Origin of the sequence: Methanoculleus chikugoensis, from assembly GCF_900095385.1 — an archaeon.
In the GTDB taxonomy this organism is placed as follows: Archaea; Halobacteriota; Methanomicrobia; order Methanomicrobiales; family Methanoculleaceae; genus Methanoculleus; species Methanoculleus chikugoensis_A.
In genome coordinates this window covers 35,840-60,821 of the sequence record NZ_FMID01000024.1, presented here as the reverse complement: position 1 = coordinate 60,821, position 24,982 = coordinate 35,840, and the positions used below count along the sequence as shown (strand labels likewise).

The 24,982-nt window shown below is 64.0% G+C and carries 26 protein-coding genes and 1 tRNA gene; 15 read left to right on the top strand and 12 right to left on the bottom strand.

Translation table 11 applies throughout. The features are described from left to right. Positions 1–113: 113 nt before the first annotated feature. Positions 114–521, bottom strand: a complete 408-nt coding sequence (locus L21_RS04855; protein ID WP_074369370.1) for a UPF0146 family protein — start codon at positions 519–521, stop codon at positions 114–116. Between the two features lie 17 nt (positions 522–538). Between L21_RS04855 and L21_RS04850 the strand changes: the two genes are divergently transcribed. The 4 genes from L21_RS04850 (at position 539) to L21_RS04835 (ending at position 3,525) form a co-directional block, all read left to right on the top strand. Beyond that, the gene (locus L21_RS04850; protein ID WP_074369369.1) at positions 539–1,078 is read left to right on the top strand and encodes an archaemetzincin family Zn-dependent metalloprotease; all 540 of its coding nucleotides are present in this window, start codon (positions 539–541) and stop codon (positions 1,076–1,078) included. 116 nt (positions 1,079–1,194) lie between these two features. After that, positions 1,195–1,737 carry a universal stress protein gene (locus tag L21_RS04845; RefSeq protein ID WP_074369368.1) on the top strand — a complete coding sequence of 181 codons (543 nt, stop codon included), beginning with the start codon at positions 1,195–1,197 and terminating at the stop codon, positions 1,735–1,737. 10 nt (positions 1,738–1,747) lie between these two features. Then, complete coding sequence (locus L21_RS04840; protein WP_074369439.1) at positions 1,748–3,070, top strand: ArsB/NhaD family transporter; 1,323 nt, start codon at positions 1,748–1,750, stop codon at positions 3,068–3,070. A 5-nt stretch (positions 3,071–3,075) separates the two neighbouring features. Then, entirely contained in the window at positions 3,076–3,525 is a 450-nt protein-coding gene (locus L21_RS04835) for a universal stress protein (protein WP_074369438.1), read from the top strand. Positions 3,526–4,117: 592 nt separating this feature from the next. Here L21_RS04835 and budA read toward each other — a convergent pair. The 3 genes from budA to L21_RS04820 all read right to left on the bottom strand — a co-directional run bounded on the left by budA (position 4,118) and on the right by L21_RS04820 (position 6,072). Continuing rightward, positions 4,118–4,930 (bottom strand): acetolactate decarboxylase, encoded by an 813-nt coding sequence (budA, locus tag L21_RS04830; RefSeq protein WP_074369367.1) that lies wholly within the window; start codon positions 4,928–4,930, stop codon positions 4,118–4,120. A 10-nt stretch (positions 4,931–4,940) separates the two neighbouring features. Further along, positions 4,941–5,381 (bottom strand): nucleoside deaminase, encoded by a 441-nt coding sequence (locus L21_RS04825; RefSeq protein WP_305954473.1) that lies wholly within the window; start codon positions 5,379–5,381, stop codon positions 4,941–4,943. Between the two features lie 148 nt (positions 5,382–5,529). Next, positions 5,530–6,072 (bottom strand): HEAT repeat domain-containing protein, encoded by a 543-nt coding sequence (locus L21_RS04820; protein WP_074369366.1) that lies wholly within the window; start codon positions 6,070–6,072, stop codon positions 5,530–5,532. A gap of 101 nt (positions 6,073–6,173) precedes the next feature. Between L21_RS04820 and L21_RS04815 the strand changes: the two genes are divergently transcribed. Then, a complete protein-coding gene (locus tag L21_RS04815) occupies positions 6,174–6,599 on the top strand; it encodes a hypothetical protein (protein ID WP_074369365.1) in 426 nt (141 codons plus the stop codon). 11 nt (positions 6,600–6,610) lie between these two features. Here the strand turns inward: L21_RS04815 and nadC are convergent, their stop codons facing one another. The 3 genes from nadC to nadX are packed head-to-tail and all read right to left on the bottom strand — an operon-like array spanning position 6,611 to position 9,129. After that, positions 6,611–7,465, bottom strand: coding sequence for a carboxylating nicotinate-nucleotide diphosphorylase (gene nadC, locus L21_RS04810; protein WP_074369364.1), 855 nt, complete (start codon positions 7,463–7,465; stop codon positions 6,611–6,613). A gap of 6 nt (positions 7,466–7,471) precedes the next feature. Then, positions 7,472–8,368 carry a quinolinate synthase NadA gene (gene nadA, locus L21_RS04805; protein ID WP_074369363.1) on the bottom strand — a complete coding sequence of 299 codons (897 nt, stop codon included), beginning with the start codon at positions 8,366–8,368 and terminating at the stop codon, positions 7,472–7,474. 2 nt (positions 8,369–8,370) lie between these two features. Beyond that, positions 8,371–9,129, bottom strand: coding sequence for an aspartate dehydrogenase (gene nadX, locus L21_RS04800; protein WP_074369362.1), 759 nt, complete (start codon positions 9,127–9,129; stop codon positions 8,371–8,373). Positions 9,130–9,163: 34 nt separating this feature from the next. Between nadX and L21_RS04795 the strand changes: the two genes are divergently transcribed. The 6 genes from L21_RS04795 (at position 9,164) to L21_RS04770 (ending at position 14,126) form a co-directional block, all read left to right on the top strand. Further along, positions 9,164–10,519, top strand: a complete 1,356-nt coding sequence (locus tag L21_RS04795; protein WP_256712335.1) for a tRNA (N(6)-L-threonylcarbamoyladenosine(37)-C(2))-methylthiotransferase — start codon at positions 9,164–9,166, stop codon at positions 10,517–10,519. A gap of 43 nt (positions 10,520–10,562) precedes the next feature. Beyond that, complete coding sequence (locus tag L21_RS04790; protein ID WP_074369361.1) at positions 10,563–11,006, top strand: metal-dependent transcriptional regulator; 444 nt, start codon at positions 10,563–10,565, stop codon at positions 11,004–11,006. 66 nt (positions 11,007–11,072) lie between these two features. Next, complete coding sequence (locus L21_RS04785) at positions 11,073–11,975, top strand: metal ABC transporter solute-binding protein, Zn/Mn family (protein WP_074369360.1); 903 nt, start codon at positions 11,073–11,075, stop codon at positions 11,973–11,975. After that, a complete protein-coding gene (locus L21_RS04780) occupies positions 11,972–12,739 on the top strand; it encodes a metal ABC transporter ATP-binding protein (RefSeq protein ID WP_074369359.1) in 768 nt (255 codons plus the stop codon). The genes L21_RS04785 and L21_RS04780 overlap by 4 nt, the downstream gene beginning before the upstream one ends. A 2-nt stretch (positions 12,740–12,741) precedes the next feature. Next, on the top strand, positions 12,742–13,551 hold the full coding sequence (locus L21_RS04775; RefSeq protein WP_074369358.1) for a metal ABC transporter permease: 810 nt from the start codon (positions 12,742–12,744) through the stop codon (positions 13,549–13,551). Between the two features lie 50 nt (positions 13,552–13,601). Continuing rightward, positions 13,602–14,126 (top strand): hypothetical protein, encoded by a 525-nt coding sequence (locus L21_RS04770; protein ID WP_074369357.1) that lies wholly within the window; start codon positions 13,602–13,604, stop codon positions 14,124–14,126. Positions 14,127–14,669: 543 nt separating this feature from the next. Here the strand turns inward: L21_RS04770 and L21_RS04765 are convergent. After that, positions 14,670–15,122: a hypothetical protein gene (locus L21_RS04765; protein ID WP_074369356.1), complete on the bottom strand. Its 453-nt coding sequence runs from the start codon at positions 15,120–15,122 to the stop codon at positions 14,670–14,672. Positions 15,123–15,283: 161 nt separating this feature from the next. On the opposite strand from L21_RS04765, the gene serS reads away from it, so the two are divergent. Then, positions 15,284–16,561 carry a serine--tRNA ligase gene (gene serS / locus L21_RS04760; protein WP_074369355.1) on the top strand — a complete coding sequence of 426 codons (1,278 nt, stop codon included), beginning with the start codon at positions 15,284–15,286 and terminating at the stop codon, positions 16,559–16,561. A gap of 46 nt (positions 16,562–16,607) precedes the next feature. On the opposite strand, the gene L21_RS04755 is transcribed toward serS, so the two are convergent. The 3 genes from L21_RS04755 to L21_RS04745 form a co-directional block, all read right to left on the bottom strand. Then, a complete protein-coding gene (locus L21_RS04755) occupies positions 16,608–18,146 on the bottom strand; it encodes a PAS domain S-box protein (protein ID WP_074369354.1) in 1,539 nt (512 codons plus the stop codon). A 166-nt stretch (positions 18,147–18,312) separates the two neighbouring features. Beyond that, positions 18,313–19,014, bottom strand: coding sequence for a heme exporter protein CcmB (locus tag L21_RS04750; protein WP_074369353.1), 702 nt, complete (start codon positions 19,012–19,014; stop codon positions 18,313–18,315). Continuing rightward, entirely contained in the window at positions 19,011–19,943 is a 933-nt protein-coding gene (locus L21_RS04745) for an ABC transporter ATP-binding protein (RefSeq protein ID WP_074369352.1), read from the bottom strand. The genes L21_RS04750 and L21_RS04745 overlap by 4 nt, the downstream gene beginning before the upstream one ends. 681 nt (positions 19,944–20,624) lie before the next feature. On the opposite strand from L21_RS04745, the gene L21_RS04740 reads away from it, so the two are divergent. Further along, positions 20,625–21,908, top strand: coding sequence for a uracil-xanthine permease family protein (locus tag L21_RS04740; protein ID WP_074369351.1), 1,284 nt, complete (start codon positions 20,625–20,627; stop codon positions 21,906–21,908). Positions 21,909–22,129: 221 nt separating this feature from the next. Here L21_RS04740 and L21_RS04735 read toward each other — a convergent pair. After that, positions 22,130–22,202: transfer RNA gene (locus L21_RS04735), tRNA-Ile, on the bottom strand. Positions 22,203–22,619: 417 nt separating this feature from the next. On the opposite strand from L21_RS04735, the gene iorA reads away from it, so the two are divergent. Together iorA and L21_RS04725 are read left to right on the top strand one after the other, a co-directional pair. Continuing rightward, positions 22,620–24,389: an indolepyruvate ferredoxin oxidoreductase subunit alpha gene (gene iorA / locus L21_RS04730; RefSeq protein WP_074369350.1), complete on the top strand. Its 1,770-nt coding sequence runs from the start codon at positions 22,620–22,622 to the stop codon at positions 24,387–24,389. Then, positions 24,386–24,973 carry an indolepyruvate oxidoreductase subunit beta gene (locus tag L21_RS04725; RefSeq protein WP_074369349.1) on the top strand — a complete coding sequence of 196 codons (588 nt, stop codon included), beginning with the start codon at positions 24,386–24,388 and terminating at the stop codon, positions 24,971–24,973. Before iorA ends, L21_RS04725 begins: the two co-directional genes overlap by 4 nt. The last annotated feature ends 9 nt before the right edge of the window (positions 24,974–24,982 follow it).

Sequence of the window (24,982 nt, the reverse complement as noted above, 5' to 3'; positions counted from 1 at the left end):
AGCGCGAAGCGCGGGCGGGGTGGGGGCTATCGGAAGAGCCTTACAGGGTAGAGAGATGGGGCTCCGAGGGGAGAACTTTACAACGCATCCGCAAAATAACGTGAGATCATCCCCTACATACCCCGGCAGCGGTAGCAATGGAGGAGAACCGGGCCGCAGTCCACGAACTCGCCGCCGTCCCCGTAGATCTCGCATCCCAGGTGGTAGACCAGGAGATCGCTGTCGATCCGGTCGGCAAGCGCGATCAGCGGCGGGACCATCTCCACGCCGGGCCGCACGGCGTAGATCAGGTCCGCACCCTCATACAACCGGATATCCGGTTCAAAGACGTCGTCGGTCACCACAGTAAGCCCGTCGTGCCGGATGCCCGACCTGATGTCGGTGCAGAGCATCAGGGCGCCGGCGGCCTGGATCAGCCTTGCGGCCTCGGGGTTGTTGCCGATACCCACCTCGACAGCCCGACGATACCGGGCGGCGATATACTCCCCGATACTCCGTTCAATACGTTTATAGTGACACATTACCCAGAGATTAGGTAATGGGCATCAATATTCTTTGGGACCCACAGGCACCGGGAGGTATCGAACTCCCGGTCGCCAGGATGATCGCGATGATCCTCGGGAAAGAACCCGCGCTCGTCGAATACCCGTTCCTCATCGACGGGTACGACCGGAACCGCGACCAGCACGATGCTCAAAAGATCCTGGACCGCCTGCAGGACACCCTCACGCGCAGATACGATATCGACGGCCCCCTGCTGCTCGTCACCTCCCGCGACCTCTACGTCAACGGGTGCGACTTCGTCTTCGGCCTCGCGAGACCGGCATGCGGCGTCGCCGTCGTCTCGACCGCCCGTCTCGGAAACGACTACTACGACAGGGTGCCGGACGATACCGACCTCATCGACCGGACGGCAAAAGAAGGCGCGCACGAACTCGGGCACCTCCTCGGGCTCGACCACTGCCCCGACCCCGAGTGCGTCATGTTCCGGCCGAAGACCCTGGACGAACTGGACCGGAAGAGGAAGAGGCTCTGTCCGGCCTGCCGGGAGGCGCTCGCGTCGTCAGGCGGGCGTTGACGGCAAACCCGATCCCTGCTGCCGATAATCCCCGCCGGGCGAGCCTCTTCCGGCTTTTCGACAGGAACCGGGCAAACAAAAGTATTAAACGAACGTGCCGGGAAACCTAGATCACAATGGGATACTCTTCTTCCTTGATCCAGCGAAAGTTCAAAGATATCGTCGGGAGACGGTATGACTCGGTCTTGAAGGATTACAGCGAGTTCCTGCTGACCGACGAGGAGATGCTCGTCCCCGAGGTCAGAACGATCCTGGTGCCGCTCGACCTCTTCGTTCACGACATCACCGACGAAGCAATCGACGTACTCTCCGCCTACGACGCCACAATCTCGCTCGCCTACATCACCGACGCCGAGGTGATCGAGCTCCTCGAACAGGCGCTCGACCGTGAATCGACGGAGGAGTTCCGGACAAAGAAGGAAGAGTACGGCCGGAAACTCCTCGAACGGACCGCAGCGAGACTCGAAGAACACGGCTTTTCGACCCAGACACGGATGTTTGTCGGACATAAGGGCGACGACGTCGTCCGGATGGCGAAGAACCACGACATGGTCGCGCTCTGCCGCCGCTACGCCGACGGGGAGTCGACCGACGCCTCGGTAAGCCCGATCGTTCTGCGCATCTGCCAGCGGGTGGAGACCCCCGCGCTCATCTACTGACGGGTGTATGATGGAAGCAGTGGCGCTGATCGCGGTAGCGGTCTTCCTCTTCACCTATGCGCTCATCATCGACGAGCGGATCCACCGGGCGGTCGCCGCCATGCTCGGTGCGGCGATCGTGGTCTTCGTCGGGATCGTCCCCTGGGAGGCACTCCTCGAACACGTCGACTTCGGGACGATCTTCCTGCTCATCGGGATGATGATCATCGTCAATACCGCCCGCGGCAGCGGTCTCTTCGAGTATATCGCGATACGGACCGCAAAACTCGCGGGGGGAAGCCCGATCCGGGTTCTCGTCCTCTTTGCGATCGTAACGGCGATCGTGAGCGCGTTCCTCGACAACGTCACCACCGTCCTCCTGCTCACCCCGATGCTCCTCTACGTCGCGAGGGTGATGAACCTCAACCCCATCCCGTTCCTGGTCACGGAGATCTTCGCCTCCAACATCGGCGGGGCGGCGACGCTCATCGGCGACCCCCCGAACATCATGATCGCATCGTCGGCAGGACTGACGTTCAACGAGTTCATCATCCATCTCGGCCCCATCATGATCGTCGACATGGCGATCCTCCTCCTGATGATGTACGTCATCTACGGCAGGTCGATGAGGGTGAGCCCCGACGAGCGGCAGGAGATGGTTCGGACGCTCAACGGTCTCGACGAGCGGGCGGCGATCACCGACAGATCGCTCTTCAACAAGTCGGTGGCCGTCATCGCCTTCGTGGTCCTCCTCTTCTTTGTCCACGACCGGATCGGAGAGATCCTGCACGTCGTCCTGCCGTTCGTCGACCCGGCGATGGGGCTCGAACCCGCCCAGGTGGCTCTCATCGGGGCGGCGATCCTCCTCTTCTGGAGCAGGCAGTCGCCCGAAGAGATATTCGAGAAGATCGAGTGGCCGGCCCTCTTCTTCTTCGGCGGGCTCTTCGTCATCGTGGGCGCCCTCGTCGAGACCGGCATCATCTCGAGCATCGCCGCGGTGATGATCGAGAACGTGGGATCGACAGGTGAAGCGATGTTCATCGTGACGTGGTTCGCCGCAATCGCCTCGGCGATCGTGGACAACATCCCCCTCACCGCGGCGATGATCCCGCTCATCCATGACCTGGGGGCGACGATGGACGTTTACCCGCTCTGGTGGTCGCTCGCTCTGGGTGCGTGCCTCGGCGGGAACGGAACCGCCATCGGTGCGTCGGCAAACGTGGTCGTCATCGGTATCGCCGAGCGCGAGGGGATCGGCATCACCTTCATCGACTTCCTGAAGGTGGGGATGCTCGTGCTCTTCGTGACGGTGGCGGTAGGATTCGGAATGCTCTGGCTGAAATTTGCGATGTGAACGACATGAAGATTCTCGTGCTTATCGATGGTTCGAAGTGGAGCCAGAAAGCGGCTCTGCATGCGATTGGACTGGCAAAGCGGAAGAATGCCGAGGTAGTCCTCTTCTCGGTGCTGGATATCGCGGAGGCCAAGGCGATGGCGTTCAACTTCTGCGCCCAGAGCGGGATCTGCGACCAGCTGAAGGACTACGAGGGCCGGATCTGGAAGGATATGCGGAAGAGCATCGAGGACGACCAGAACAGCATCCTCACCCGCTACCAGGGCGAGAGGATCCGGTGTTCGACAAAGATCGTCGAGGGGGCAATCAGGGAGGAGATCCTTGAGGAGGCAAACTCCGGCGAATACGGGCTGATCGTCATGGGCGCTTTCGGCAGGAGCGGAAAGTCCCGGATCGGCGCCCTGCTCGAACAGATCGGCGGCGCGGTCAGACCGCCGCTGCTCGTCGTCCGCTGAACCGTCCTCTTTTTCAGCCCGGGCAGCCGGGACAGCCGGGGCGGTTTACTGACGGTTGCCTCTCGTTGTATCGTGAGGGCCCCCCTCCCCGCGGGCCGCCTCCCCCAATGGCGATACTCCCACGGTCCACTGCATGGGGAGATGCCGGAGAAGAACCGTGCACGGCTTTCAACCAGGTATCGCCACGCACTGCCCCCGCCCCTCGTGGGCGGGGGAGGAGGCCGAAGGCCGGGCGGGGTGGGGGCTACAGATATCCAGGATGGGTAGAGACAGGAGAGGGGGGCCCTGCCCCCCTCCCCGTCAGCCCCTCCCCCAATGGCGATACCCCCACGGTCCACTACATGGGGAGAGCCGGGAGAAGAACCATACACGGCTTCCCACCGGCTATCGCCACGCACTGCCCCCGCCCCTCGCGGGCGGGGGAGGAGGCCGAAGGCCGGGCGGGGTGGGGGTTCCAGATACCCCGGAGAGGTAGGAGAAGGGGTGTCCTGCTCCCGCCGGGATACCTCAGGCGGGCCCCGCCATCAATACCCACGCGAGGCCGCGGAAGCTCGCAAAAGCGCACCGAAAAAATAAGGAGTTCGTCCCGAACCTACTCGACTTTTTCAAGATCTTCCGAGAGGTCTCCCGAGAGATCAACCGTTAAGAAGTCGCCGCCGGACGGGAGCGCCATGGTGAAGTTCATTGTGGTGTCGACCTGCACGGTGCCCTCCGCCACCGTCATCTCAAGCACGTGACCGCCAGCGGCGCGGTCGCCGGTGATGAAGTGAAGGTGGTAGCCGGGAACGTTGACCCCTTCTGCCAGTGCCGGGGTCCAGAACCCGACGGCGGTTCCGGTGACGTTCTCGAACATAAAGACCGTCTGGTTTGCCGTCACGTCGACGAGCCGCGGGTAGGGCTTCTCCTGAGCGGGCACGCTCCGGGTCACCACGTGCGGGAAGGTGCCGTCCACCTTGATCGCGTAGAAGAGGTTCTCTGAAGGGAACTCCGCCTCCACGCGGCTCTGGAGAGCGGTCAGGTTCATCGGCTCGTCGACCGCGACCGTGATGTCCGGATCGAAGAAGGTCGCGGCCGCAAACGGCGTCGTCGCACTTCCGGAAACCGGGTAGGCCCGTCCGTCGACCCGGATCAGGTACCACTCGCCGTCGATGCCGATCAGTTCTCCGTCGAGCCGGTCGCCGCACCCGATACCGAAGTCACCGTGCCTCGCGAGCTCGTCAAACGCCATGCTGCCGTCGTAGGTGCCCTGGAGGAGGGCATCGATGGTCGAAACCTGAAAGAGCGTATCCCTATCTTCGAACGCGGGGACAGCCGGGAGAGGAGCGGCCGCAAGGCCGATCCAGACCCCGGCAAGGAGGAAGGCGACGGCAACGACCGTGTAACGGAGCAATCTGTCCCCACCCATAAGAGCCGCCTCACAACTCCCCGATATCTTCGTCCCAGAGATCGGGATGCTGCTCGATGAACGCGCCCATCATCTCCTTGCAGACGTCGAGATCCAGATCGAGCACCTCGACCCCGTGCGACTCGAGGAACTCCCGTGCTCCCGTGAAATTTACCGATTCTCCGGCCACGACCTTCCCGATCCCGAACTGGACGGCCGCTCCCGCACAGAGGTAGCAGGGCATCAGCGTGGAGTAGAGCGTGCAATCCGCGTAGTTACCGATCCTCCCGGCGTCCCTCAGGCAGTCAATCTCGGCATGGAGCACGGGATCGTCAGCCTGGACCCGGCGGTTCCGGCCGCGCCCGATGATCCGGCCGTCGCGCACCAGCACCGAGCCGATAGGTATTCCGCCTTCCCGCAGGCCCGCTTCCGCTTCTTCGACGGCGCATTTCATGAATATGTCCATATCCATCTCTTCCCGGGCGCACAGCCAGGCATATAAACTGATTGCAACACCCTATCAGATATAAGAAGACGTTTCTGGATTATAAACGCATACGGGACGAGAACGGCAACCTGGGGAACCGACGGCGAAGTATCGGGACAGAGAGCCGCCGCCTTCAGACGCTCGGGATCTCCCGCTCGGTTCCGATCTCGTCGAGCGCCAGCCGGCCGGCAATCCTGACGTCGCGGTCGGCATCCCCGAGGAGGCGCAAAAGGGGTTCCCGGGCCCGCGGGTTGCCTATCCGGCCGAGCGCCCAGGCCGCCATCCTCCTGACCCGGGGTTTCGTGTCGTCAAGCAGCCGGATCAACGGCTCGACCGCCCGGGGATCGCCGATCTCCCCGAGCGCCCAGGCCGCCCCCATCCGAACCCAGGGGCTGTCGTCTTCCAGGCTCCGTATCAGCGGGAGGACGGGTTCGCGCCCATCGAGGAGCCCGAGCGCCTTCGCCGCTTTCCACCGGACATCGACGTATTCGTCCTCCAGCGCCTCGATGAGCGGCCTTACCGCGCGACTGTCGCCGAGTTCCCCGAGCGCGTCGGCAGCCCGCCACCGCTCGTTGAGATTCCCGGACGCAAGCATCGAGAGGTACCTATGGAGTTTCTCCTCCCCCTCAAGGCCTTCGGTCTCTCTCTCCGGCACCGGCGGATCCCTCCCTGCCATGGGCCACCTCACGCCCATCTGGGGTCGGCCGGGTATAAGGTTTTGCCCGGAAGATACGCACAGGGGGTGCATTTTTCTCCTCTCCCTGCCTTCACCATAGTATGGAGAGTCCGACGGTTACACCGGAGGGTACAGCGTTTCCCCCGGATATGGAACGTCTCGGCATCGTTGCCGGAGCGAAGATCGATATCAGAGACCTCGATGCGATGGGTCGCCGCCACAACTTCCGCGTCTACCTCTACTTCGAGGAAGACCTGGCTAAAGACTCCACGCTCCGGGAAGACCTGCAGGAATACCGCGACGTTCCCGACCTGGACCGCCCGTTCGTCAACCTGAATGCGTTCCTCCGGTTCGCCGCCGAGCAGGACCCCCTCTTCACCCGGCGACTGGACGAGCTCCCGCTGGTCATCGAAGTCACGGCCTACGGGGAACTCAGGACAGAGGAGGGCAAACTCGTGCCGTACGTCAAAGGGCTTATGCCGTTTCTGGACGAACTCACGATGGAGGAATCCGGGACCGCATCCTGAACCCTCTCTTTTTATGGAAGCCTGACGGTGCCCGCGCCTTTCAGGATATCCAGGCTCACGTCGAAGTTCCTGACCGTATGGGTGAGGGCACCCATGCTGATGATGTCGATCCCGGTCGCGGCATACCCGGCAAGATCGTCGCCGGCGACGCCTCCCGAGACCTCGAGGGTGACCCGCTCCCGGAGACCGCGGGCGGCCAGCGCCCCGACCGCCTCCCGGACGGCGTCCGGCGCCATGTTGTCGAGAAGGACGATATCGGCACCGGCAAGTGCCGCCTCGACGGCGTCCTGTGCCGTCTCGACCTCAACCTCGACCGCCCGGTAGCGACTCCGCTCCTTTGCCTTCCGAATCGCCTCGGTGAGCGGCACCAGCGCGAGGTGGTTATCCTTGATCAGGACCATATCCGAGAGGCAGTAGCGGTGCGGGTCGCCCCCGCCGAGAACTACCGCCTTCTTATCGAGCATCCGCAGACCCGGAGCGGTTTTCCGGGTCGCGGCAATCCGCACGTCGGGAGAGACCGCCCGGACGGCCTCGACCGCCTCCCGGGTCCGGGTCGAAATCCCGCTCATCCGCCCGATGATGTTGAGCGCCGTCCGTTCCAGGAGAAGGATCGCCCTCGCCCGGCCCTCGAGTTCGAGGAGAACCGTTCCGGGAGCAACCGATCTGCCGTCAGGGATACGCTGACGCACCTCGACCCCGAAATGCTCGAAGAGCACCCGTGCCTCCTCGAGGCCGGCGACGATTCCCGCATCCTTCGCCCGGATCACCGCCCGGCAGGCGACGTCGGGAACGACCGCTTCGGAGGTGGCGTCGCCCCACGGCGCATCCTCCCGGACAAAACGGAGCAGGTCCTCGATCGGGATCATCCGTACTCACGCTCCGACGGCGATCATCCGCTCGATCGCCCGCCGTGCCCGGCCCATGACCTCTCCGGGGAGGACAACTTCGTGCTCCCCGGACTCGAGCGCCCGGCGGAGGTCTTCAAGGGAGATCTTCTTCATATCCGCGCAGACGGCCTCGGGCTTCTCGTAAAAGATCCTTCCGGGATAGAGCACCCGCAGACGGGAGGCCATCTCCCGCTCGGTGAAGACCCACCAGGGCTCGTTCCCGCCGGCCGCGGCGTCCCGGACCATGCCCCCCGTGGAGGCTATCCGGTCGGCCTGCTCCTGAACCTCCGGCTGGCATTCGGGGTGGCAGACGATTGTGCCGCCTTTCTTCCGGGCAGCCTCGACGTCGGCAAGGGTGAACCCCGCATGAACGTAGCAGTGGCCGCCGGGAGGCAACGGAATAATTGTCTTTTCGGGGAGTTCCCGCTGGACGTATGCCGCGAGGTTTGCGTCCGGCCCGAAGAGAATCGTGTCGTTCGGCAGGGACGCCACGACCCGGACCGCGTTTGCCGAGGTGCAGGTGATGTCGGCGAGCGCCTTGCTCTCCGCCGTGCTGTTGACGTAGACCACAACGGCCGCATCGGGGTGCCGCCGGCGTGCCTCCCGGATCATATCCGGGGTCAGGAAATCGGCAAGCGGGCATCCTGCGTCCTCTACGGGGATGACCACCTTGCGATCGGGGTTGAGGATCTTTGCCGTCTCGGCCATAAACCGGACACCACAGACGACGATCAGGTCCGCCGCGGTCTCCTTCGCCTTCACCGCGAGCTCGAGGCTGTCGCCCACCACGTCGGCGAGCCCCTGGATCTCAGGAGGCTGGTAGTTATGCGCCATGATTACTGCGTTCTTCTCGGCCTTGAGCGCACGAATCTCCTTTTCCATTGTTACGTACCCACCACCAGAGGGTTCTCGAGGTTCTTTAAGAGCGTCAGGATGGAGAGGGCCGCCATATAGCTCGTTGCAGGGTTATCGGGGCTCGGGACGTTCCTGACCCGGACGTAGATCTCCCCGAAGTCCCCCTCGACGAATATCTCGTGGATGTTCCTCTCCGCCGCAGGGTCGACCCAGAGTTCCACGTCGGCATCCCTGCCCGCGGCGAGTCCCAACGCTACCGCGACGTTGATATTTTTAGGGTATTGCTTTATACAGTCGTGCGCCAGCCCCTTAAATATCTCTGTCCGGGCTTCGGCGGTTATCCCGAGCGAGGCTGGAGGTTTCGTCGTCCGCAGGAGGAGGCGGCTCGGCGGCGAGACCTGCCCGATCTTGAGGTTGTCGAGTCCGATGATGGCGCCGCTCGGAATGCGGATCTTCTTTCCCACCTCCCGTGCGACCTCGACGAGGTGCTCGCGGAACTCGTCGTCCGCAAGAGCTCCCCCGGAGAGGACGATGATATCCCGCCCCGACCGGAGGACCGCTTCGCCGTATATCCTGACGGCGTCGACCGAGGCGGCCTCCACGACGATCGAGAAGTCTTCCCGCATGAAGGCGTCGAAGTCCGTATATGGCCGCGCATGGCAGAGCGCCGCCAATTTCTCCGCTCGTCCGGGGATGATATCGAAGACGGCGGCGACCTGGATGCTCTCGGCGTGTGTGGCGATGATATGCCCGACGTTGCCGCATCCCAGCAACCCTATTTTAATCATCGAATAAAGAAGTTGTAATGTCAGCGGTTAAGTATTGTGCTCAGGCCGAAACCGGTCGAAAGAGGAGCAAACTATCCTCCGACCGATAGAGGCAACCGGACCGCCGGGAGCCGGGCCGGCCGCCGACCGCGCGCAGGGAGAGTCGATCGCCATCACGTTTGAGGAACTGCGGGAAAGACGGGTCTACATCGAGACCTACGGGTGCACCTACAACCATGCCGACACACAGAGGCTCGCGGCGATACTGGAAGGTTTCGGCTGCACGCTGACCGAACGGCCGGAGGAGGCGGATGCCGTCATCGTCAACACCTGCACGGTGATCGGTGCGACCGAACGTAAGATGCTCCGGCGCCTCGCCCTATTCGCCGACCGCGACCTCTACGTGACCGGGTGCATGCCGGTCGTCCAGATGGATAAGATCCGTTCGGTCTGCACGCCGCACGTCATCTACCCCGACGAGATCCGCAAGCGATCCGCCGGCGTCGGCACCCGGGGACCGGGGGCGACCGGCGTGGTGCAGGTGGCGAGCGGGTGCGTCGGCCGGTGCAGTTACTGCATCACCCGGTTCGCCCGGGGACGGCTCGCGAGTGCGCCTGCAGAGGAGATACTCGACGCCGTCCGGGCTCTCGTCGCGTCGGGTGCCTACGAGATCCAGCTGACCGGGCAGGACGTGGCCGCATGGGGGCTTGATCGGGGTGAGTCGCTCCCCGATCTGCTGCGGGAGATAGCGGAGATCCCCGGGAGGTTCGCCGTCAGGCCGGGGATGATGAACCCGGCTACGGTGCTCGGAATCCTTGAACCGCTCGTCAGGGCTTACGAGAGCGACAAAGTCTTCCGGTTCCTCCACCTCCCCGTCCAGTCGGGCTCCGATACCGTCCTTGAACGGATGCGGCGCGGCTACGCTGCGGCCGACGTCGTCCGGATCGTCGACACGTTCCGGGAACGCTACCCGGATATGATGATCTCCTCCGACTTCATCACCGGGTTTCCCGGGGAGACGGACGAGGAGTTTTCACAGACGCTCGAACTCCTCCGGAGGGCGGCGTTCGTGAAGGTGAACATCACCCGCTACTCCCGGCGGCCCGGAACGCCTGCGGCGGCCTTGAAAGACCTCCCCGAGCGGATACGCAAAGACCGCTCCCGCATACTGCTTGCCGAAGCAAACCGGATCTACGACTCCTACAACGAGCGCTGGATCGGGCGGGAGACGCCGATCGTCGCGACCGAGAAGAACGCGCCGGGATCGACCGTCTGCCGGAATCCCTGCTACCTCAACGTCGTCGTAGAAGAGGATCTGCCGTTCGGGTTCACCGGGAAGGCGGTGATAACCAAAAACCGCCGGCACTACGTCACCGCCGAACTGATCCCGTCCGACGACGAGAAAGTTTAGCCGCGGCGAAACTTTTTCTCCCGACAGGGCATATCTCCTCTCCATGCAGGGGATCACCGGGCAAGAACTCTCCTCGAAGAAGGCGGAATACCTCAAATACATTCACATGCAGGACGACGTCGTAAAGACGACCGAGATCGCCGCCCACTTCTCCGTCGCGCCCTCGACGGTGACGAAAGCGCTCACGGAGATTGCAAAAGCGGGATATATCGAGCATACGCCCTACCACGGGGTGAGGGTCACCTCTCGCGGCACCGAATACGCCCGGTTCCTGGTTCGCCGCCACCGGATCGTCGCCCTGGTGCTCAGCCGCCACGGGCTCGAGCCCGAAGAAGCCTGCAGGGAGGCAAAGAAGATCGAGCAGTGTTTCTCGAAAGACCTCACCGACAGGATGTGCACGTCGCTCGGGCACCCGATGATGAGCGTCTGCGGGGAGATCGAGCACGATCACCGATGCTGCGGGTCTTTTGGCGGGTACCGCGGGTGACGGCGAAACGCCTTTGTCTTTTGTACGGGAAAATTTAGACAGACACCAAACCAGGAGTGGAGATCGATGAGGTCGCAGAATAACAACAATATCGGCCGTTTATCTCTCGCCGCAGCCGTAATCACGGTCATTCTGCTGGCAGCAGCCACGGCGGGGTGCACCGGCACCGACCGGCAGGACACCGGGGAAGTCGCCGTCGCGGTAACCATACCGCCCGAACAGGAGTTTGTAGAGCGGGTGGGCGGCGATCACGTCCGGGTGATCCTGCTGGTGCCGCCGGGAGCCGACCCGCACACCTACGAACCCCCGCCGGGTGTTCTCGCCGACGTCGCGGGGGCGGATATGTATGCCGTGGTCGGTTCGGGGATCGAGTTCGAACTCGCCTGGCGGGAGAAGATCGCCGCCCTGAACCCCGGGATGCGGGTCGTCGACTGTTCGCGCGGCGTCGACCTGATCGCGGCCGGTGACGGCGAACACGCGGGGGCCGACCCCCACATCTGGACATCCCCGAAGAACGCGAAGATCATGGTCGAAAACATCCGCGACGGGCTCATTGCGGTCGACCCGGCAAACGCTGAAGACTACCGCCGGAACGCCGATGCCTATCTCGGGGAACTCGACGCCCTCGACGCGGAGATCGCCGGTGCGCTCGCCGCATCGGGGGTGAAAAAGGTCATGGTCTACCACTCATCGTGGGCCTACCTCGCCCGGGACTACGGCTTTGTCGAGGTGCCGATCGAGAACGAGGGAAAGGAACCCTCGCCGCAGAGGATAGAGCACCTCATCAAGCAGGCAAAGGAGGAGAAGATTCGGGTGATATTCGCGTCGCCCGAGCACTCCACCCGGAGCGCCGAGGTGATCGCGGACGCGATCGGGGGCACCGTGGTGACGGTGAGCCCGCTCGCGAAGGACTACCTCGCGAACATGCGGCACGTGGCCTCGACGTTTGCGGAGAGCGGCAGGCCATGACCGCACCCGTGATCGAGGTCGAGGACGTCCGGGTCAGGCTGCGCGGTCATACCGTCCTCGAAGACGTGAGCCTCGCCGTCTACCCGGACGACTTCTACGCGATCATCGGGCCGAACGGCGGCGGGAAGACGACGCTTCTCAAGGTGATCCTCGGCCTCCTCCAACCCTCCAGCGGCACGGTCAGGATCCTCGGCGGGACGGGGGCGGCGGCGAGGAGGGATCTCGGCTACGTCCCACAGTTCCGGACGTTCGACTTCGAGTATCCCATCACCGTGCGGGAGATGGTTCTCTCCGGTCGCCTCGGTCACATCACCCGAATCCCGCGGCGTTACGGGGCCGATGACCATGCCCGGACTGAGGAGGCGCTCGAGACGATGGGCATCGCCGGTCTCGCCGACCGGCAGATCCGGAACCTCTCCGGCGGAGAGCAGCAGCGGGCGATCATCGCCCGGGCGCTCGTCGGCGACCCGAAGGTGCTGCTCCTCGATGAACCGACGGTCTACGTGGACGCGCCGACGGCGGCGCAGTTCTACAGCATCCTTGACGCGCTCCGCGAACGGATGGCGATCGTCCTCGTGACCCACGACATCGGGGTGATCCCGGAGCACGTGACCCGGGTCGCCTGCCTGAACAGGCGCCTCTATACGCACGACACGAACGAGATCACGCCGGATATGCTCGAAGCCGCATACCACTGTCCGGTCGATCTCATCGCCCACGGGGTTCCGCACCGGGTCTTTTCAGAGCACCGGGAGGAGGATTGAGCGTGTTCGAGATTCTCGGGTTCGAGTTCTTCAGGAACGCCCTCATCGCCGGGGTGCTCGCGAGCGTGGCCTGCGGCATCATCGGCACCTACGTCGTGGTGCGGCGGATGGTCTCGGTCAGCGGCGGTATATCCCACGCGGCCTTCGGCGGGATCGGCCTCGGCTACTTCTTCGGGATAGACCCGCTCCTCGGGGCAACCGGATTCACCGTGGCGACGGCGCTCGGGATGGGTGCGCTCCAGCTCCGAGCCCGGCAGCAGATGGACACCATCATCGGTGCGGTCTGGGCGGCGGGGATGGCCATCGGGATCCTCTTCGTCTACTTAACACCGGGATTCGCCCCCGACCTCTTCTCCTACCTCTTCGGGAACATCCTCCTCGTCCCAAGGGGAGACATCCTCCTGATGGGGGTGCTCGTCGCCATCATCGTCGCCGTCGTGGCCCTCCTCTACCGGGAACTCCAGGCGGTCACGTTCGACCCGGACTACGCGAAGGTCATGAACCTCCCGGTCGAGCGGCTCTCGCTCCTCCTCCTCGTGCTGATTGCGCTCACGGTGGTGATGCTGATCCGGGTGGTGGGGATCATCCTGGTGATCGCGCTCCTGACGCTCCCGGCGGCGATCAGCCGCCTCTACACCACCCGGATCCGGAGCATGATGATACTCGCCGTCGTCCTCGGCATCGTCTTCACCCTGACGGGGATAGGGCTCTCCTACCTCCTCGACGTCCCCTCGGGCGCGACGATCATCCTCGTGAGCACGCTCGCGTATGCGGGCGCCCTCGGGATAGAGCGCCTCCGGCAGGGCGACTAGCGGGACAAACCGGTGCGCTTATGCCGGCGTACGCGAGAGGTGAGTGAGCAATGGATCCGATCATCGAAGAGGGATACGCCCGCCTCCTCGAAACCCTTGAGGACCTGCAGGCGAAGAAGGAAGAATCGGCCTCGGAACTCCGGGGCAACATGGGAACCCTCCTTGCGCGGATGGCTGCCGATACGGCGCCGGTCGTGAAGCAGATCGGGCTCGAGATGCTCCGGCGCGCAAAGAGGGAGGCGTCAGGGGAACTCTACGACCAGGTGTTCTACGAGAAGAAGATGATCGTTCTCGGGAAAGGCGACCCGCTCCCCTACCGCCCCGACGACCCGACAAAACCCGTCGATGCGCAGATCTGCGTCCTCGACGAGGACGGGGCCTTCCACGAACTGATGTACACCAACACCGATATCCGGACGGATTCCTACCTCGCCGCACTCGCGCCGGAGGAGGCGTTCGACATCTACGGCTACGAACTCGTCTTCATGCTCTACCGGGCGCTCTACGAGTACGCAGAGATGGACGAGGAGCTGACGGCCGCGCTCGCGCGGACGCTCGAGTATATCGGCTCCTGAAAACATTTTTTTCGAAAGCGCCCCCGGATATCGAGGGAGGGCCGGGTTTAGCGGGCCGCCCTGGGGGTTTTGATCGCTGCATGCGTGTGGTGAGGGGAGGCCAGCAGCTTCCGAGCCTCGGGTGTCCCGAAGAGCAATGGGTGGGACTCACCATGCACGGATTTCCACTGAATATCGCCCCCAGGGGGAGGGGCTGACGGGGCGGGGGGCTTGCCCCCCTCCCCTGTCTCCGCTTATTAATGAGTTCGTGTAACCCCCACCCCACCCGCGCTTCGCGCTCCTCCTCCGCCCCAAGGTGCGGGGGCAGGAGATCGAGCACAGAAGAACGACGTTCCTTCAGGATGCGACGGTTCGTCAAAATCGGAGCTGGAGAAACCAGAAGGGTTTCGGGAATGGAGTTTGAGCACAGGAGGTGCAAAATGCGATGCTCCGGAGGAGCGGAGCACGAGAAGCCGTGAGGCTTCGAGGTGCGCAGCCCCACGATTCGCTGCACTGGGCTTTTGATCGAGTCCTGCTCGTTCTATTATGCACCACCTGACCCTTTCACCTGCGCCCAAAGATGGGAAAGAGCGGCTCGGTGGGATCGCGCCCGGCCCCGAGCGCCGTGAGGGAATATGAGCGCTGGAACCGCTGCCCCTCGGCGTTTTCGTAGGTGACGACCGCTTTTGCCTCCAGGACCATCGACGGCAGGCTGAACCCGGACTCCTCGTCCGGGTCGAGCGAGGCGACCTCGAACTCGATGTCGAGCGGGACGAGAGCAACGTGGATCTTCTGCGCCCTCGCGGTCCCGGTATTGATGACGATGATCTCCCGCGCATCCTCCGAGAGCTCCGCGGTGACGAGCGGATAACTCATCGTATCTTCCATGATATGGAAGCTCATCAGGAGAACAAGCACGAAGACGAGTGCGATGAGGGCGAAGAAGGGCTCGATGAAGAGCAGTCCCAGCGTGATGAGGGCAGCCGTCGCCAGGATGATCTTCTGGTTCTTTTCCATACCAGATGAGTTGGTTCGCCGGAAATTATAAGAGTAGGCTTCGGACGGGGGGCGGCAGGATGCAGTCCGGGCGCTCGGCCCCGGAGTCCCCGGCACTCATCCTACATGAGGGGCAACATGAATCATATACCGTCGTCACGAAAGTATTACAGAGAGGCAGCATGCTTGAGTTGAAATTCGTTCGTGCACACCCCGAGATCGTCCGGGCAGACCTCACGAAGAGAGGAGATACCGAGAAACTGGCCTGGGTCGACGAGGTGCTGGAGATGGACCGGAGGGCCCGGGAACTCACCGTGGCGACCGGCGACCTGCGCAACCGGAGAAACGTCATATCCCGCGAGATCAGCCAGGCGAGGAAGGCAGGGAACGATATCACTGAACTCCTCGCCGAAGCCGCAGGCCTCCCGGAACGGATCAAGGAGGCGGAGGCGGAGCGCGAGACGCTCACCGAAGCGGTACGGTACCGCCTGATGCGGCTCCCGAACATCCTCCACGAGAGCGTGCCCGTCGGCAAGGACGATACCGAGAACGTCGAGATCCGCCGATGGGGCGAACCGAAACTTCCCGCGTTCGACCTGGAGAACCACGGCGCTCTCGCCGTCGAACACGACTGGGCGGACTTCGAACGCGCGGCGAAGATAGCCGGGGCCGGGTTCTACTTCCTGAAAGGCAGGCTCGCCCTGCTCGATATGGCGCTCCAGCGGTTTGCGATGGACATCCTCGTCGAGCGCGGATACACCCCGATCATCCCTCCCTACATGATGAACCGGGCCGCATACGAGGGCGTGACCGATCTCGCCGACTTCGAGAACGTCATGTACAAGATCGAGGACGAGGACGAGTACCTGATCGCGACGAGCGAGCACCCGATGGCCGCGATGTACAGCGACGAGATCTTCGAGGAGAAGGATCTCCCCCTCCGGCTGGCGGGGCTGAGCCCGTGTTTCCGGCGCGAGATCGGGGCGCACGGGCTCGACACGAAGGGGCTCTTCCGCGTCCACCAGTTCCACAAGGTGGAGCAGTTCATCTACGCGACGCCCGAACAGTCCTGGGACCTCCACGAGGAACTGCTCGCGAACGCCGAGGAGGTCTTCCAGCGTCTCGGCCTCCCCTACCGGGTCGTCTCGATCTGCACGGGGGATATCGGGACGGTCGCCGCGAAGAAGTACGACCTCGAGGTCTGGATGCCGCGCGAGGAGCGTTACCGCGAAGCGGTCTCCTGCTCGAACTGCACGGCCTACCAGTCGGTCAGGCTGAACATCAAGGTGCGCGACCCGACCGAGTTCACCGAGAAACGCTACCTGCATACCCTGAACAGCACCGCGATAGCGACCTCCCGCGCGATCCGGGCGATCCTCGAGAACTATCAGAACGAGGACGGTTCGGTCACGATCCCCGAGGCTCTCAGGCCCTACCTCTACGGCAGCGAGACGCTGTAGGGAAACCGGCAACCAATCTTTCCGGCGGATGCAGGGCGCCGGATAACTACTTCTTTCGCAGTCCCGCTATCTCGCCAAGCAGCATACCATACGCCCGGCGCTCCTCGGTGACGTCCTCGTAGGTGACATACTCCGTCCCGTCCGAGAGTTCGACCGGCCGAAAGAGGATCACCTTTTCAGTCCCGTCCAGGCACCGGACGGAGAACGTCCGCGGACGGGGCCGGCAGGGGCCGGCCAGTTCCCGGTCCGCCTTCCAGGCGGCGATCGCCTCCCGCCGGCGCGCGGGATCGGGGAACGCGAGCCGGAACCAGTCTCTCCCGGTGGGGATATCCACGAGCGTATACCCGAAGAGGTTGGTGAATGCCCGATTGATGTAGGCATAGTGCCCGTCGCTCTCGATGACGGCCGATGGAATCGGTGACGAGTCGACCAGGTCCCGGAACCGTGCTTCGCTCCGGCGGAGGCGATCCTCGGTCTGACGCCGGGCGAGGGCGATCGAAGCCTGGCGGAGGAAGGACTCGATTGCAGGCTTATCTTCGAGCACTTCTTCGGGCCCCATACAGATCCCGACCAGACCGAAGAGTTGTTCCTGCCACACCAGCCCGGTGAGGTATATCTTCGCGATCTCAAACCTCTGCTGGAGCGTCTCATAGGTATCTTCGGGAAATACATGCAGGCACGCATCGGCAAACGACAACTCTTCATCCTCAAAATAGGGACAAAAGTGCATCTCCCTCATGGCGAAGAACGTCGACGGGGACTCATTGAATGGGGCAGAGTAAAAGACCCCGCGGACGGGAAAGGTCATGCCGACGGGATCCTTTCCTATGATCTCCTTCACCCCGTTCCGAATGCTATCGGGAGTCATCGCACGTATAAAGAACTCCTGTTTGGCCTCGTCATAGGAATGCACGTAACATCGTGGGTTTGGAACAACTCTCACAATTGTCTCGGCGATGTACTGGTAGATATCCGCCTCCGCCGGCATATCGACGAGTTCCATCGCCGTCCTGGCGAGGAACTCCATGTTCCGGGTATACCGCTTTCGCTCGGTGATATCCTCGAGGACGAGGGTGCACCCCTTCTCCCCGTCCTCAAACGTCGTCGGGATCGCCTGCATCTGGTAGAAGAGGTCTCCCCCCTCGTCCCGCTGGTACCGGAGATCGGTCATCACCTGCTCGCGTTCCAGGCCTTCGATGACGGCGATCGCCTCCGGCGAAGAGACGACCGGAAGAGCGGCCTCCTCCAGCGTCAGGCCAATAAGCTCGTCCTTCGAGCGTTTGAGGGCTTTCTGGCACTGGTCGTTGACCTGGACGATCCGCTGCTCGTTATCCAGGATGATGATCAGGTTCTTCGTGAAGCAGAGGAAGGCGGAGATCGGGACGCGCTGGGCGAGGGAGTAGAGTTTTGCGTTGCCGATGCTGCGGACGTCGACTTTGCCGGCGATCTGGAGGATCTCGAGGTGCTTCGAGACCGAGTTCCGGGTGACACCGAGCTGTTTCGCCACGTCGGTGATGGTCATGCCCTTCGGCCGGAACCGGAGAGCACGAAGGATGCGGTTCGGGAGATCGTGTTCCTCCTGCATAACAGGTGCATCCTTGCTGCACCGATACATCATACTTCTGTCGGGGCGAGAGCGGGGAGGTGCATCCCCAGGTATATCTTCCTGTTTCCCCATCCGGAGCAGCGCGATCGCCGATCGAGCGCTGCCTGCCCGGATTCGGCAACCGCCGCTCTTCCACTCTCACACCTCACGGGATCGTCCTGACGATCCGCTCCTTTGTCACCTTTCCGGCGATGAAGCGGGCGAGGGCGAGGAGCGCCAGGCCCACGACCGCGAGGACCGCCTCCGCCGTCGCCGAGATTCCCGACCCGCCGGATACGACGGCCTGGATCCCGCCGATCAGGAAGATGAACCCGAATATGAAGGCGAACCCGAGGATCTGGTTCTCCCGCATCCCGAGCGCGAGCTGGGCCGCGCCGATGAGCCCGGCCGCGGCGGCGATCCAGACCGGGACGACGGCCGCGAGGTGGAGGAGGAGCAGGGGTTCGGCGGCGATGGGAGCGTCCGCCAGAGCAGAGGCTGCCCCCATGCTCACCGCGGCCGCGAGGAGGGTCGTCAGGTACGCCGGGACGACGACCCCGAGGGCTTTCCCCTCCCAGAGGCGCTGGAGCGAGACCGGGGCGCAGAGGAGGGTCTCGATGGTGCCGTCCCGCTTCTCGCGGAGGAAGGCGTCGGAGCAGAAGATATAGCCCATGAAGACCCCGACCGGGAGGGTGATCGCTGCGATGCCGCCGGCAACAGCCGCGGCGTCTCCACCGGCTGCCGCGGCGATGCCGAGGGCGGTCATGACCGGGAACCAGATAGCGAAGATGAACGCGGTGATGAGGACGCCCCGGTTCCGGAGGGCGAGCCTTACCTCCCGGCGGGCGATGACGGAGAGCGTGCTCATGCCCCACCCTCCACCCGGCCGACGTGTTCGAGGTAGATCTCCTCAAGCGACCGCGACGACCGGCGGACCTCCTCGATACGGAACCCTGCCCCGACAAGGGCCGCAACGAGGTCGGGTATCGCAGCCGGATCGGCGAGGGTGCATCGGAGGGCGTCGTCGTCTGCGTCGCACCCGGCAACGAACGGGAGGCTCCCGACGGTCTCGCACGCGCGGGCGCGGTCGCCGGGGTCGGTGAGGGCGACCGTCACGGCCGGGCGACCGGATGCCGCGGTGAGGTTCTCCACCGAGTCGAAGGCGCGGATCCTGCCCTCGGCGAGGATCGCGACCGTGGAGCAGATGCGCTGGACCTCGTCGAGGTGGTGGGAGTTCAGGAAGACGGTCATCTCCTCCCGGCGGGAGAGTTCGACGATGAGGTCGCGGACCATCCTCTGCGCGCCGGGGTCGAGACCGGAGGAGGGTTCGTCGAGGAAGACGACCTCGGGACGGTGGAGGATCGCCCGGGCGATCCCGAGCTTTCGCTTCATGCCGGTCGAGAACGTCCCGACCGGATCGTCCCGCCGGTCGGCGAGACCGACGAGCGCGAGGAGTTCGTCGATCCTCGCCGCAGGGTCTTCGACGCCGTAGAGTCCGGCGTAGTAGGCCAGGTTGTCCGCGGCGCTCATCCGATCGGAAAGACCGTTGTTCTCGAAGAGCACCCCGACTCGTGCCCGCGCATCGTCGTCGGCGGCGAGGTCGCGGCCGAGAACCCGGACATTCCCCGCGCCGGGGGCGAGCAGGCCGAGCAGGATCCGGATTGTCGTGGTCTTTCCGGCGCCGTTCGGGCCGAGGTAGCCGAAGATCTCGCCGTGCCCGACGGTGAACGAGACGTCGCGGAGGATATCGCGGTCGTCGAACGACCGCGAGAGGCCCCGGACCTCGACGGCGTTCACGCCCGCCCCCTCCGCTCGATGCCGGGACGAATACGGGATCCAGCCGCATGACCGGGTGAAAGCATACCGATCAATTCCCGGCCACGGGGCATCAAACCATCGGTTTGTGCGGAAACGACCATGAGATGGCGCCGGAGCCTTATCCTGTAGGGTAGGAGGGAGAGTGACAGGCATCCCTCTTACGCGACAGAGACAGGGGAGGGGGGGATGCTCCCCCTCCCCGTCGGCCCCCCCAAGTGCGATGCCCTCACGGTCCACTGCCCGGGGATATGCTCCGGAGAGGGGGAATGTATGACTCACCTCCCCTGGTACGGCTTTCATGGGGGTATCGCCATGACTGCCCCCGCCCCTCGTGGGCGGGGAACGACTGCCGGAACGGCAGGAGTTAAAGCACCGCAGGTGTGAGTGAGGAGGCCGAAGGCCGGGTGGGGTGGGGTTACAACAGATATACTGAATTGGTGGTGACTACGGGAGAGTTTTACAGGGTAGAAGCAGGGGCAAGGGCTGCAAAGAGGTACCGCCAAACACCCGGATGAACCGCGCCCATATCCTCCATCCGGCCCAGACCTTCTCTCACCGAAATGGGAACAATTATAGAGGCGGAGAGGAGATTATCATCATTATAGGCAGGAACGCCCCGTGCTCTACCCCGGGCCGGTCGTTTCGCCGGGAGCCACTACAATGGAGTTCTCTTACGGCATCGACGACCGGCCGCGGCCGGCATCGCTCCTCATCTTCGGCCTGCAGTGGCTCGCAGTGAGCGTTCCCCTCGTCCTCATCACCGGCAGGGTGGTTGCCGGTCTCGAAGCCGGGGGATCGGCCGTCCCGTACCTCCAGAGACTCTTCCTCCTCGTTGCCCTGGTGCTGCTCACGCAGGTGTATCTCGGGCACAGGCTCCCCCTGGTGCTCGGCCCGGCGACGGTGCTCCTGGTCGGCATCCTTGCAAGCCTCGATGCAGGGTTTCCGGCCATCAACGCGTCGCTGGTGATCGGCGGGCTCCTCCTCACCGGACTTGCGGCGACCGGCCTCATCGGACACCTCCAGAGGCTCTTCACGCCCCGGGTGATCGCGGTCGTCCTCATGCTCATCGCGTTCACCCTCGCACCCACCATCCTCGATCTCATCACGGACGGCGGCGGCACGGTTCCGGCGACGCAGACCTTCCTCTTTGCCGTCGCGTTTGCGCTCGCCCTCTTCGCCGCACACGGATTTCTCAAAGGGGTATGGAAGTCAACCCTGCCGCTCTGGGCGATCCTCCTCGGCACCCCGCTCTACATCGCTCTCTTCGGGGCAGTTGCTCCTCCTCCCGCAGATACCGCCCTCGTCGCACTGCCTGAAAACCTGCTCGCGCCGCTCGCCGTGCCCGACGCCGGGATGCTCGCAGCGTTCCTGATCTGCTACCTCGCGCTCGCCACGAACGACCTCGGGTCGATCCAGTCGGTGGGCAGTTTGCTCAAAGCCGACGGAATGGGCGAGCGGGTGAACCGCGGGGTGGCCGTCACCGGCCTCGGGAACGTCCTCGCGGGCGTTACCGGAGTTATCGGCCCGGTGAACTTCTCGCTCTCCCCGGGCATCATCGCCGCCACCGGGTGCGCGTCACGGTTCGCCCTCGTCCCGGCCGCAGTCGGGCTCGGGCTCGTGGCCGCATCGCCGCTTGCCATCGGCTACCTGGAGAGCATCCCGGCACCCGTCATCGGCGTCGTCCTCACTTACGTCATGGCCGCCCAGATCGCGGCGGGGCTGATGCTCGGGCAGGAGAGCGGGGCGGTCGGGACGTTCGACGGGGGGCTGATCGTCGGCATCCCTCTCCTTCTCGGGACGCTGGTGGCCTTCCTGCCCCCGGAGGTCGCCGCAGGATTTCCGGCAATGATCCGCCCGCTGATCACGAATGGTTTCGTTGTGGGTATCGTCACGGTCTTACTGCTCGAGCACATCGTCTACCGGCGGCTACAGGCTTCGAGCTGAACGGGTGCGCTCGTGCATCGCCTCCCGTTTCCCGCGATTTTAAACGAGAGAATATTGCCGGAGAACCTCGGATACAGCATGAATTTTGAATAGGAGACCAAGTAGATATACAGTACAGAGGACAGCGAGGCCGTGAGATTTGAGCGCACGACCACCCGGTTATCAGCCGGGTGCACCACCTGTTCGAACAACTCCTGAAAACAAGCTAGAATGAGAAACGATGGGCCCGGTGCGATTCGAACGCACGACCTCCCGGTTATCAGCCGGGTGCACCACCGGCTATGCTACGGGCCCGACGCACTTGTAGTAGTGCCTATAAATGTTGTATAATCTTCAATTTAAAGGTTGTGCAAGGACCCTGCCCTGGAATCGCCTGAGTGTGACATCGCTGAAGAACCGACAGGGGCAACAGTCCAGGAGTGAGTGCCCTCCCGGGACGAAAGCCGTCGCGCATGGCTGCATCGGGGCGAGCAGAGGCGTTGCGATCATCGCCGCCCCTGCCGCGGGCAATGCGCATATCCTGAGGAAGAGGCGTCCGTGATCAAACTCCGGGAGAGAACACCTTCATCCCCCGGAGAACGATGGTATGCAACGGTTACGGCCCGTCGCGACTGCCCCGCAATACCCGGCATTTCGGCACCGGATTGTTCCGGACAGGCATCCAAAGCGCTATGTTGAAACCCAACAATAGAAGTACAGTTGAGTGGAACAATGGCAATACGGTACCTACTCGGAAACGAGGGCATCGCTCACGCGTGCCTGGAGGCAAACATCGATTTTGCCAGCGGCTATCCCGGAACGCCGTCCTCCGAAGTGATCGACGTCCTCCGGGTGCAGAAGGAGCGGCCCTTCACCGTGGAGTGGTCCACGAACGAGAAGGTCGCCTTCGAGAACGCGCTCGCCGCCGCCTGGTGCGGGGTCCGCGCGCTCTGCACCATGAAGCATGTCGGGCTGAACGTGGCGGCCGATCCCCTGATGACGAGCGCATACACCGGGGTGACCGGCGGGTTCGTCATCCTCACCGCCGACGACCCCTTCGCACACAGCTCGCAGAACGAGCAGGATACCCGGCGCTACGCGCACTTCTCCCGGCTCCCCTGCCTCGACCCGGCATCGGTCCAGGAGGCGCACGACATGATGCGAGACGCCTTCGCCCTCTCCGAGGAGTTCGGTCTGCCGGTGATCTTCCGCCCCACCACCCGGATCTGCCACTCGAAGGGCGACGTCGATCTCGGTGAGATCGGCACCGAGCACCGGGCCGCCGAGTTCCGGCGCGACCCGAAGCAGTACGTGGTCATCCCCGCGCATACCCGGGTGCTGCACAAGAAACTGAACGAAAAACAGCCGGACCTCAAACGGCGGCTGGTCGAACTCGGCTACAACCGCCACACCGTCCGGGGCAGGACCGCCGTCGTCGCGAGCGGCGTCTCGGCCGCCTACGTCCGGGAAGTGCTCGGCGACGACGTCTCGCTCGCGATCGTCGGCGCCTACCCGATCGACGAGGAGTGGCTCCGGGACTTCGTCGACCGGCACGAGAAGATTCTCGTCGTCGAAGAACTCGATCCGGTCGTCGAGGAGGTTGTCCGGCAGGTGGCGACGAAGACCGAGGTCTTCGGCAAGATCGACGGCACGGTCCCGTATGAAGGGGAGTTCACCCCGGCGATCGTCGCCGCCGCCCTGGAGAAGGCGGGCATAACCTCCACGACGACCTTCCCGGCGGCCGCCCCGGTCCCGGGAGTCCCGCCCCGTCCGCCGATCCTCTGCGCCGGGTGCATGCACCGGCCGACGTTCTACGCGATGCGGAAGGTCTTCCGCGACGGCATCTTCCCGAGCGACATCGGGTGCTACACCCTCGGGCTCCAGCTCGGCGCGGTGGACACCACCATCTGCATGGGCGCCTCGATCACCGTCGGGAGCGGGATCGCCCGGTCAGGGGAGGAGCGCCCCGTGGTCTCGACCATCGGCGACTCGACGTTCCTGCACACGGGAATACCGGGACTCTTAAACGCCGTCTACAACGGCGCCGATATGGTCGTCGTCATCCTGGACAACCGGATCACCGCCATGACCGGCCACCAGCCGAACCCCAACACCGGCATGACGGCCACGGGCGAGGAGAGCACCCCGATATCGCTCGACGCAATCTGCCGGTCGTGCGGGGTCTCCTGGGTCGAGACGGTCGACCCCTACGACCTTCCGGTGCTCCTCGACACCCTCCGCAGGGCAAAGGAGCGCAAGGGTGTCCGGGTCGTCATCGCAAAGCAGCCCTGCGTCATCACCGCACGGCGGAGCGGGATCAAGCGCAAACCCTACACGGTCGACCCCGGGCGGTGCACGGGCTGCGGCGCCTGCCGGTCGTTCGGCTGCCCGGCGATCGCGTTCGTCGATAAGAACGCTACGATAACCGAACTCTGCGCCGGTTGCGGCGTCTGCGCCGATATCTGTCCGTCGGGCGCGATCATCATGGAGGGACGGCGATGAAAACCTCGTTCGACGTCCTGATAGTCGGTATCGGCGGCCAGGGAACCGTTCTCGCCTCGAACGTCCTCGGCGAGGCCTGCATCATCGAGAACCGGACCGTCCGGAGTGCCGAGACCCACGGGATGGCGCAGCGCGGCGGGTCGGTGGAGAGCCACATCCGCATCGACGGGAAGCACGGCTCCCTGATCGTGCCGGGGACGGCCGATCTCCTCGTCGCCTTCGACCTCCTCGAAGCGCTCCGCTACCGGCATTACCTCCCGGCAGGTGGGAGGCTTGTCGTGAACCGGAACCTGGTCGTCCCGACGTCGGTCTACCAGCAGGGCATCGACGTCCCCGACGAGGAGAGCATCCTCGCCGCGCTCGCCGACCTCGACGTCACCTGCATCGACGCCGCGGCCCTCGCAGAGGAGGCGGGAAGCATCCTCTCGCAGAACATCGTGATGCTCGGCGCGGCGTCGGGCGATATCCCGCTCCGGCCCGCGACCCTCGAGGAGGCGGTGCGGCGGTGCGTGCCGCCAAAAACCGTCGAGGTCAACACCGCGGCCTTCCGGCTCGGGCGGGAGAAGGGCGCCGGCACGCCCTGAACGGTGAGG

Bases quoted from the DNA above. Each gene is read 5' to 3' on its own strand.
- L21_RS04740 (WP_074369351.1), top strand. From the start codon at position 20,625: ATGGAGTTCTCTTACGGCATCGACGACCGGCCGCGGCCGGCATCGCTC.
- L21_RS04780 (WP_074369359.1), top strand. From the start codon at position 11,972: ATGACCGCACCCGTGATCGAGGTCGAGGACGTCCGGGTCAGGCTGCGC.
- iorA (WP_074369350.1), top strand. From the start codon at position 22,620: ATGGCAATACGGTACCTACTCGGAAACGAGGGCATCGCTCACGCGTGC.
- L21_RS04835 (WP_074369438.1), top strand. From the start codon at position 3,076: ATGAAGATTCTCGTGCTTATCGATGGTTCGAAGTGGAGCCAGAAAGCG.
- L21_RS04815 (WP_074369365.1), top strand. From the start codon at position 6,174: ATGGAGAGTCCGACGGTTACACCGGAGGGTACAGCGTTTCCCCCGGAT.
- L21_RS04845 (WP_074369368.1), top strand. From the start codon at position 1,195: ATGGGATACTCTTCTTCCTTGATCCAGCGAAAGTTCAAAGATATCGTC.
- nadX (WP_074369362.1), bottom strand. From the start codon at position 9,129: ATGATTAAAATAGGGTTGCTGGGATGCGGCAACGTCGGGCATATCATC.
- L21_RS04820 (WP_074369366.1), bottom strand. From the start codon at position 6,072: ATGGCAGGGAGGGATCCGCCGGTGCCGGAGAGAGAGACCGAAGGCCTT.
- L21_RS04790 (WP_074369361.1), top strand. From the start codon at position 10,563: ATGCAGGGGATCACCGGGCAAGAACTCTCCTCGAAGAAGGCGGAATAC.
- serS (WP_074369355.1), top strand. From the start codon at position 15,284: ATGCTTGAGTTGAAATTCGTTCGTGCACACCCCGAGATCGTCCGGGCA.
- L21_RS04750 (WP_074369353.1), bottom strand. From the start codon at position 19,014: ATGAGCACGCTCTCCGTCATCGCCCGCCGGGAGGTAAGGCTCGCCCTC.
- L21_RS04825 (WP_305954473.1), bottom strand. From the start codon at position 5,381: ATGGATATGGACATATTCATGAAATGCGCCGTCGAAGAAGCGGAAGCG.
- nadC (WP_074369364.1), bottom strand. From the start codon at position 7,465: ATGATCCCGATCGAGGACCTGCTCCGTTTTGTCCGGGAGGATGCGCCG.
- L21_RS04755 (WP_074369354.1), bottom strand. From the start codon at position 18,146: ATGCAGGAGGAACACGATCTCCCGAACCGCATCCTTCGTGCTCTCCGG.
- nadA (WP_074369363.1), bottom strand. From the start codon at position 8,368: ATGGAAAAGGAGATTCGTGCGCTCAAGGCCGAGAAGAACGCAGTAATC.
- L21_RS04855 (WP_074369370.1), bottom strand. From the start codon at position 521: ATGTGTCACTATAAACGTATTGAACGGAGTATCGGGGAGTATATCGCC.
- L21_RS04725 (WP_074369349.1), top strand. From the start codon at position 24,386: ATGAAAACCTCGTTCGACGTCCTGATAGTCGGTATCGGCGGCCAGGGA.
- L21_RS04765 (WP_074369356.1), bottom strand. From the start codon at position 15,122: ATGGAAAAGAACCAGAAGATCATCCTGGCGACGGCTGCCCTCATCACG.
- L21_RS04770 (WP_074369357.1), top strand. From the start codon at position 13,602: ATGGATCCGATCATCGAAGAGGGATACGCCCGCCTCCTCGAAACCCTT.
- L21_RS04850 (WP_074369369.1), top strand. From the start codon at position 539: ATGGGCATCAATATTCTTTGGGACCCACAGGCACCGGGAGGTATCGAA.
- L21_RS04840 (WP_074369439.1), top strand. From the start codon at position 1,748: ATGGAAGCAGTGGCGCTGATCGCGGTAGCGGTCTTCCTCTTCACCTAT.
- budA (WP_074369367.1), bottom strand. From the start codon at position 4,930: ATGGGTGGGGACAGATTGCTCCGTTACACGGTCGTTGCCGTCGCCTTC.
- L21_RS04785 (WP_074369360.1), top strand. From the start codon at position 11,073: ATGAGGTCGCAGAATAACAACAATATCGGCCGTTTATCTCTCGCCGCA.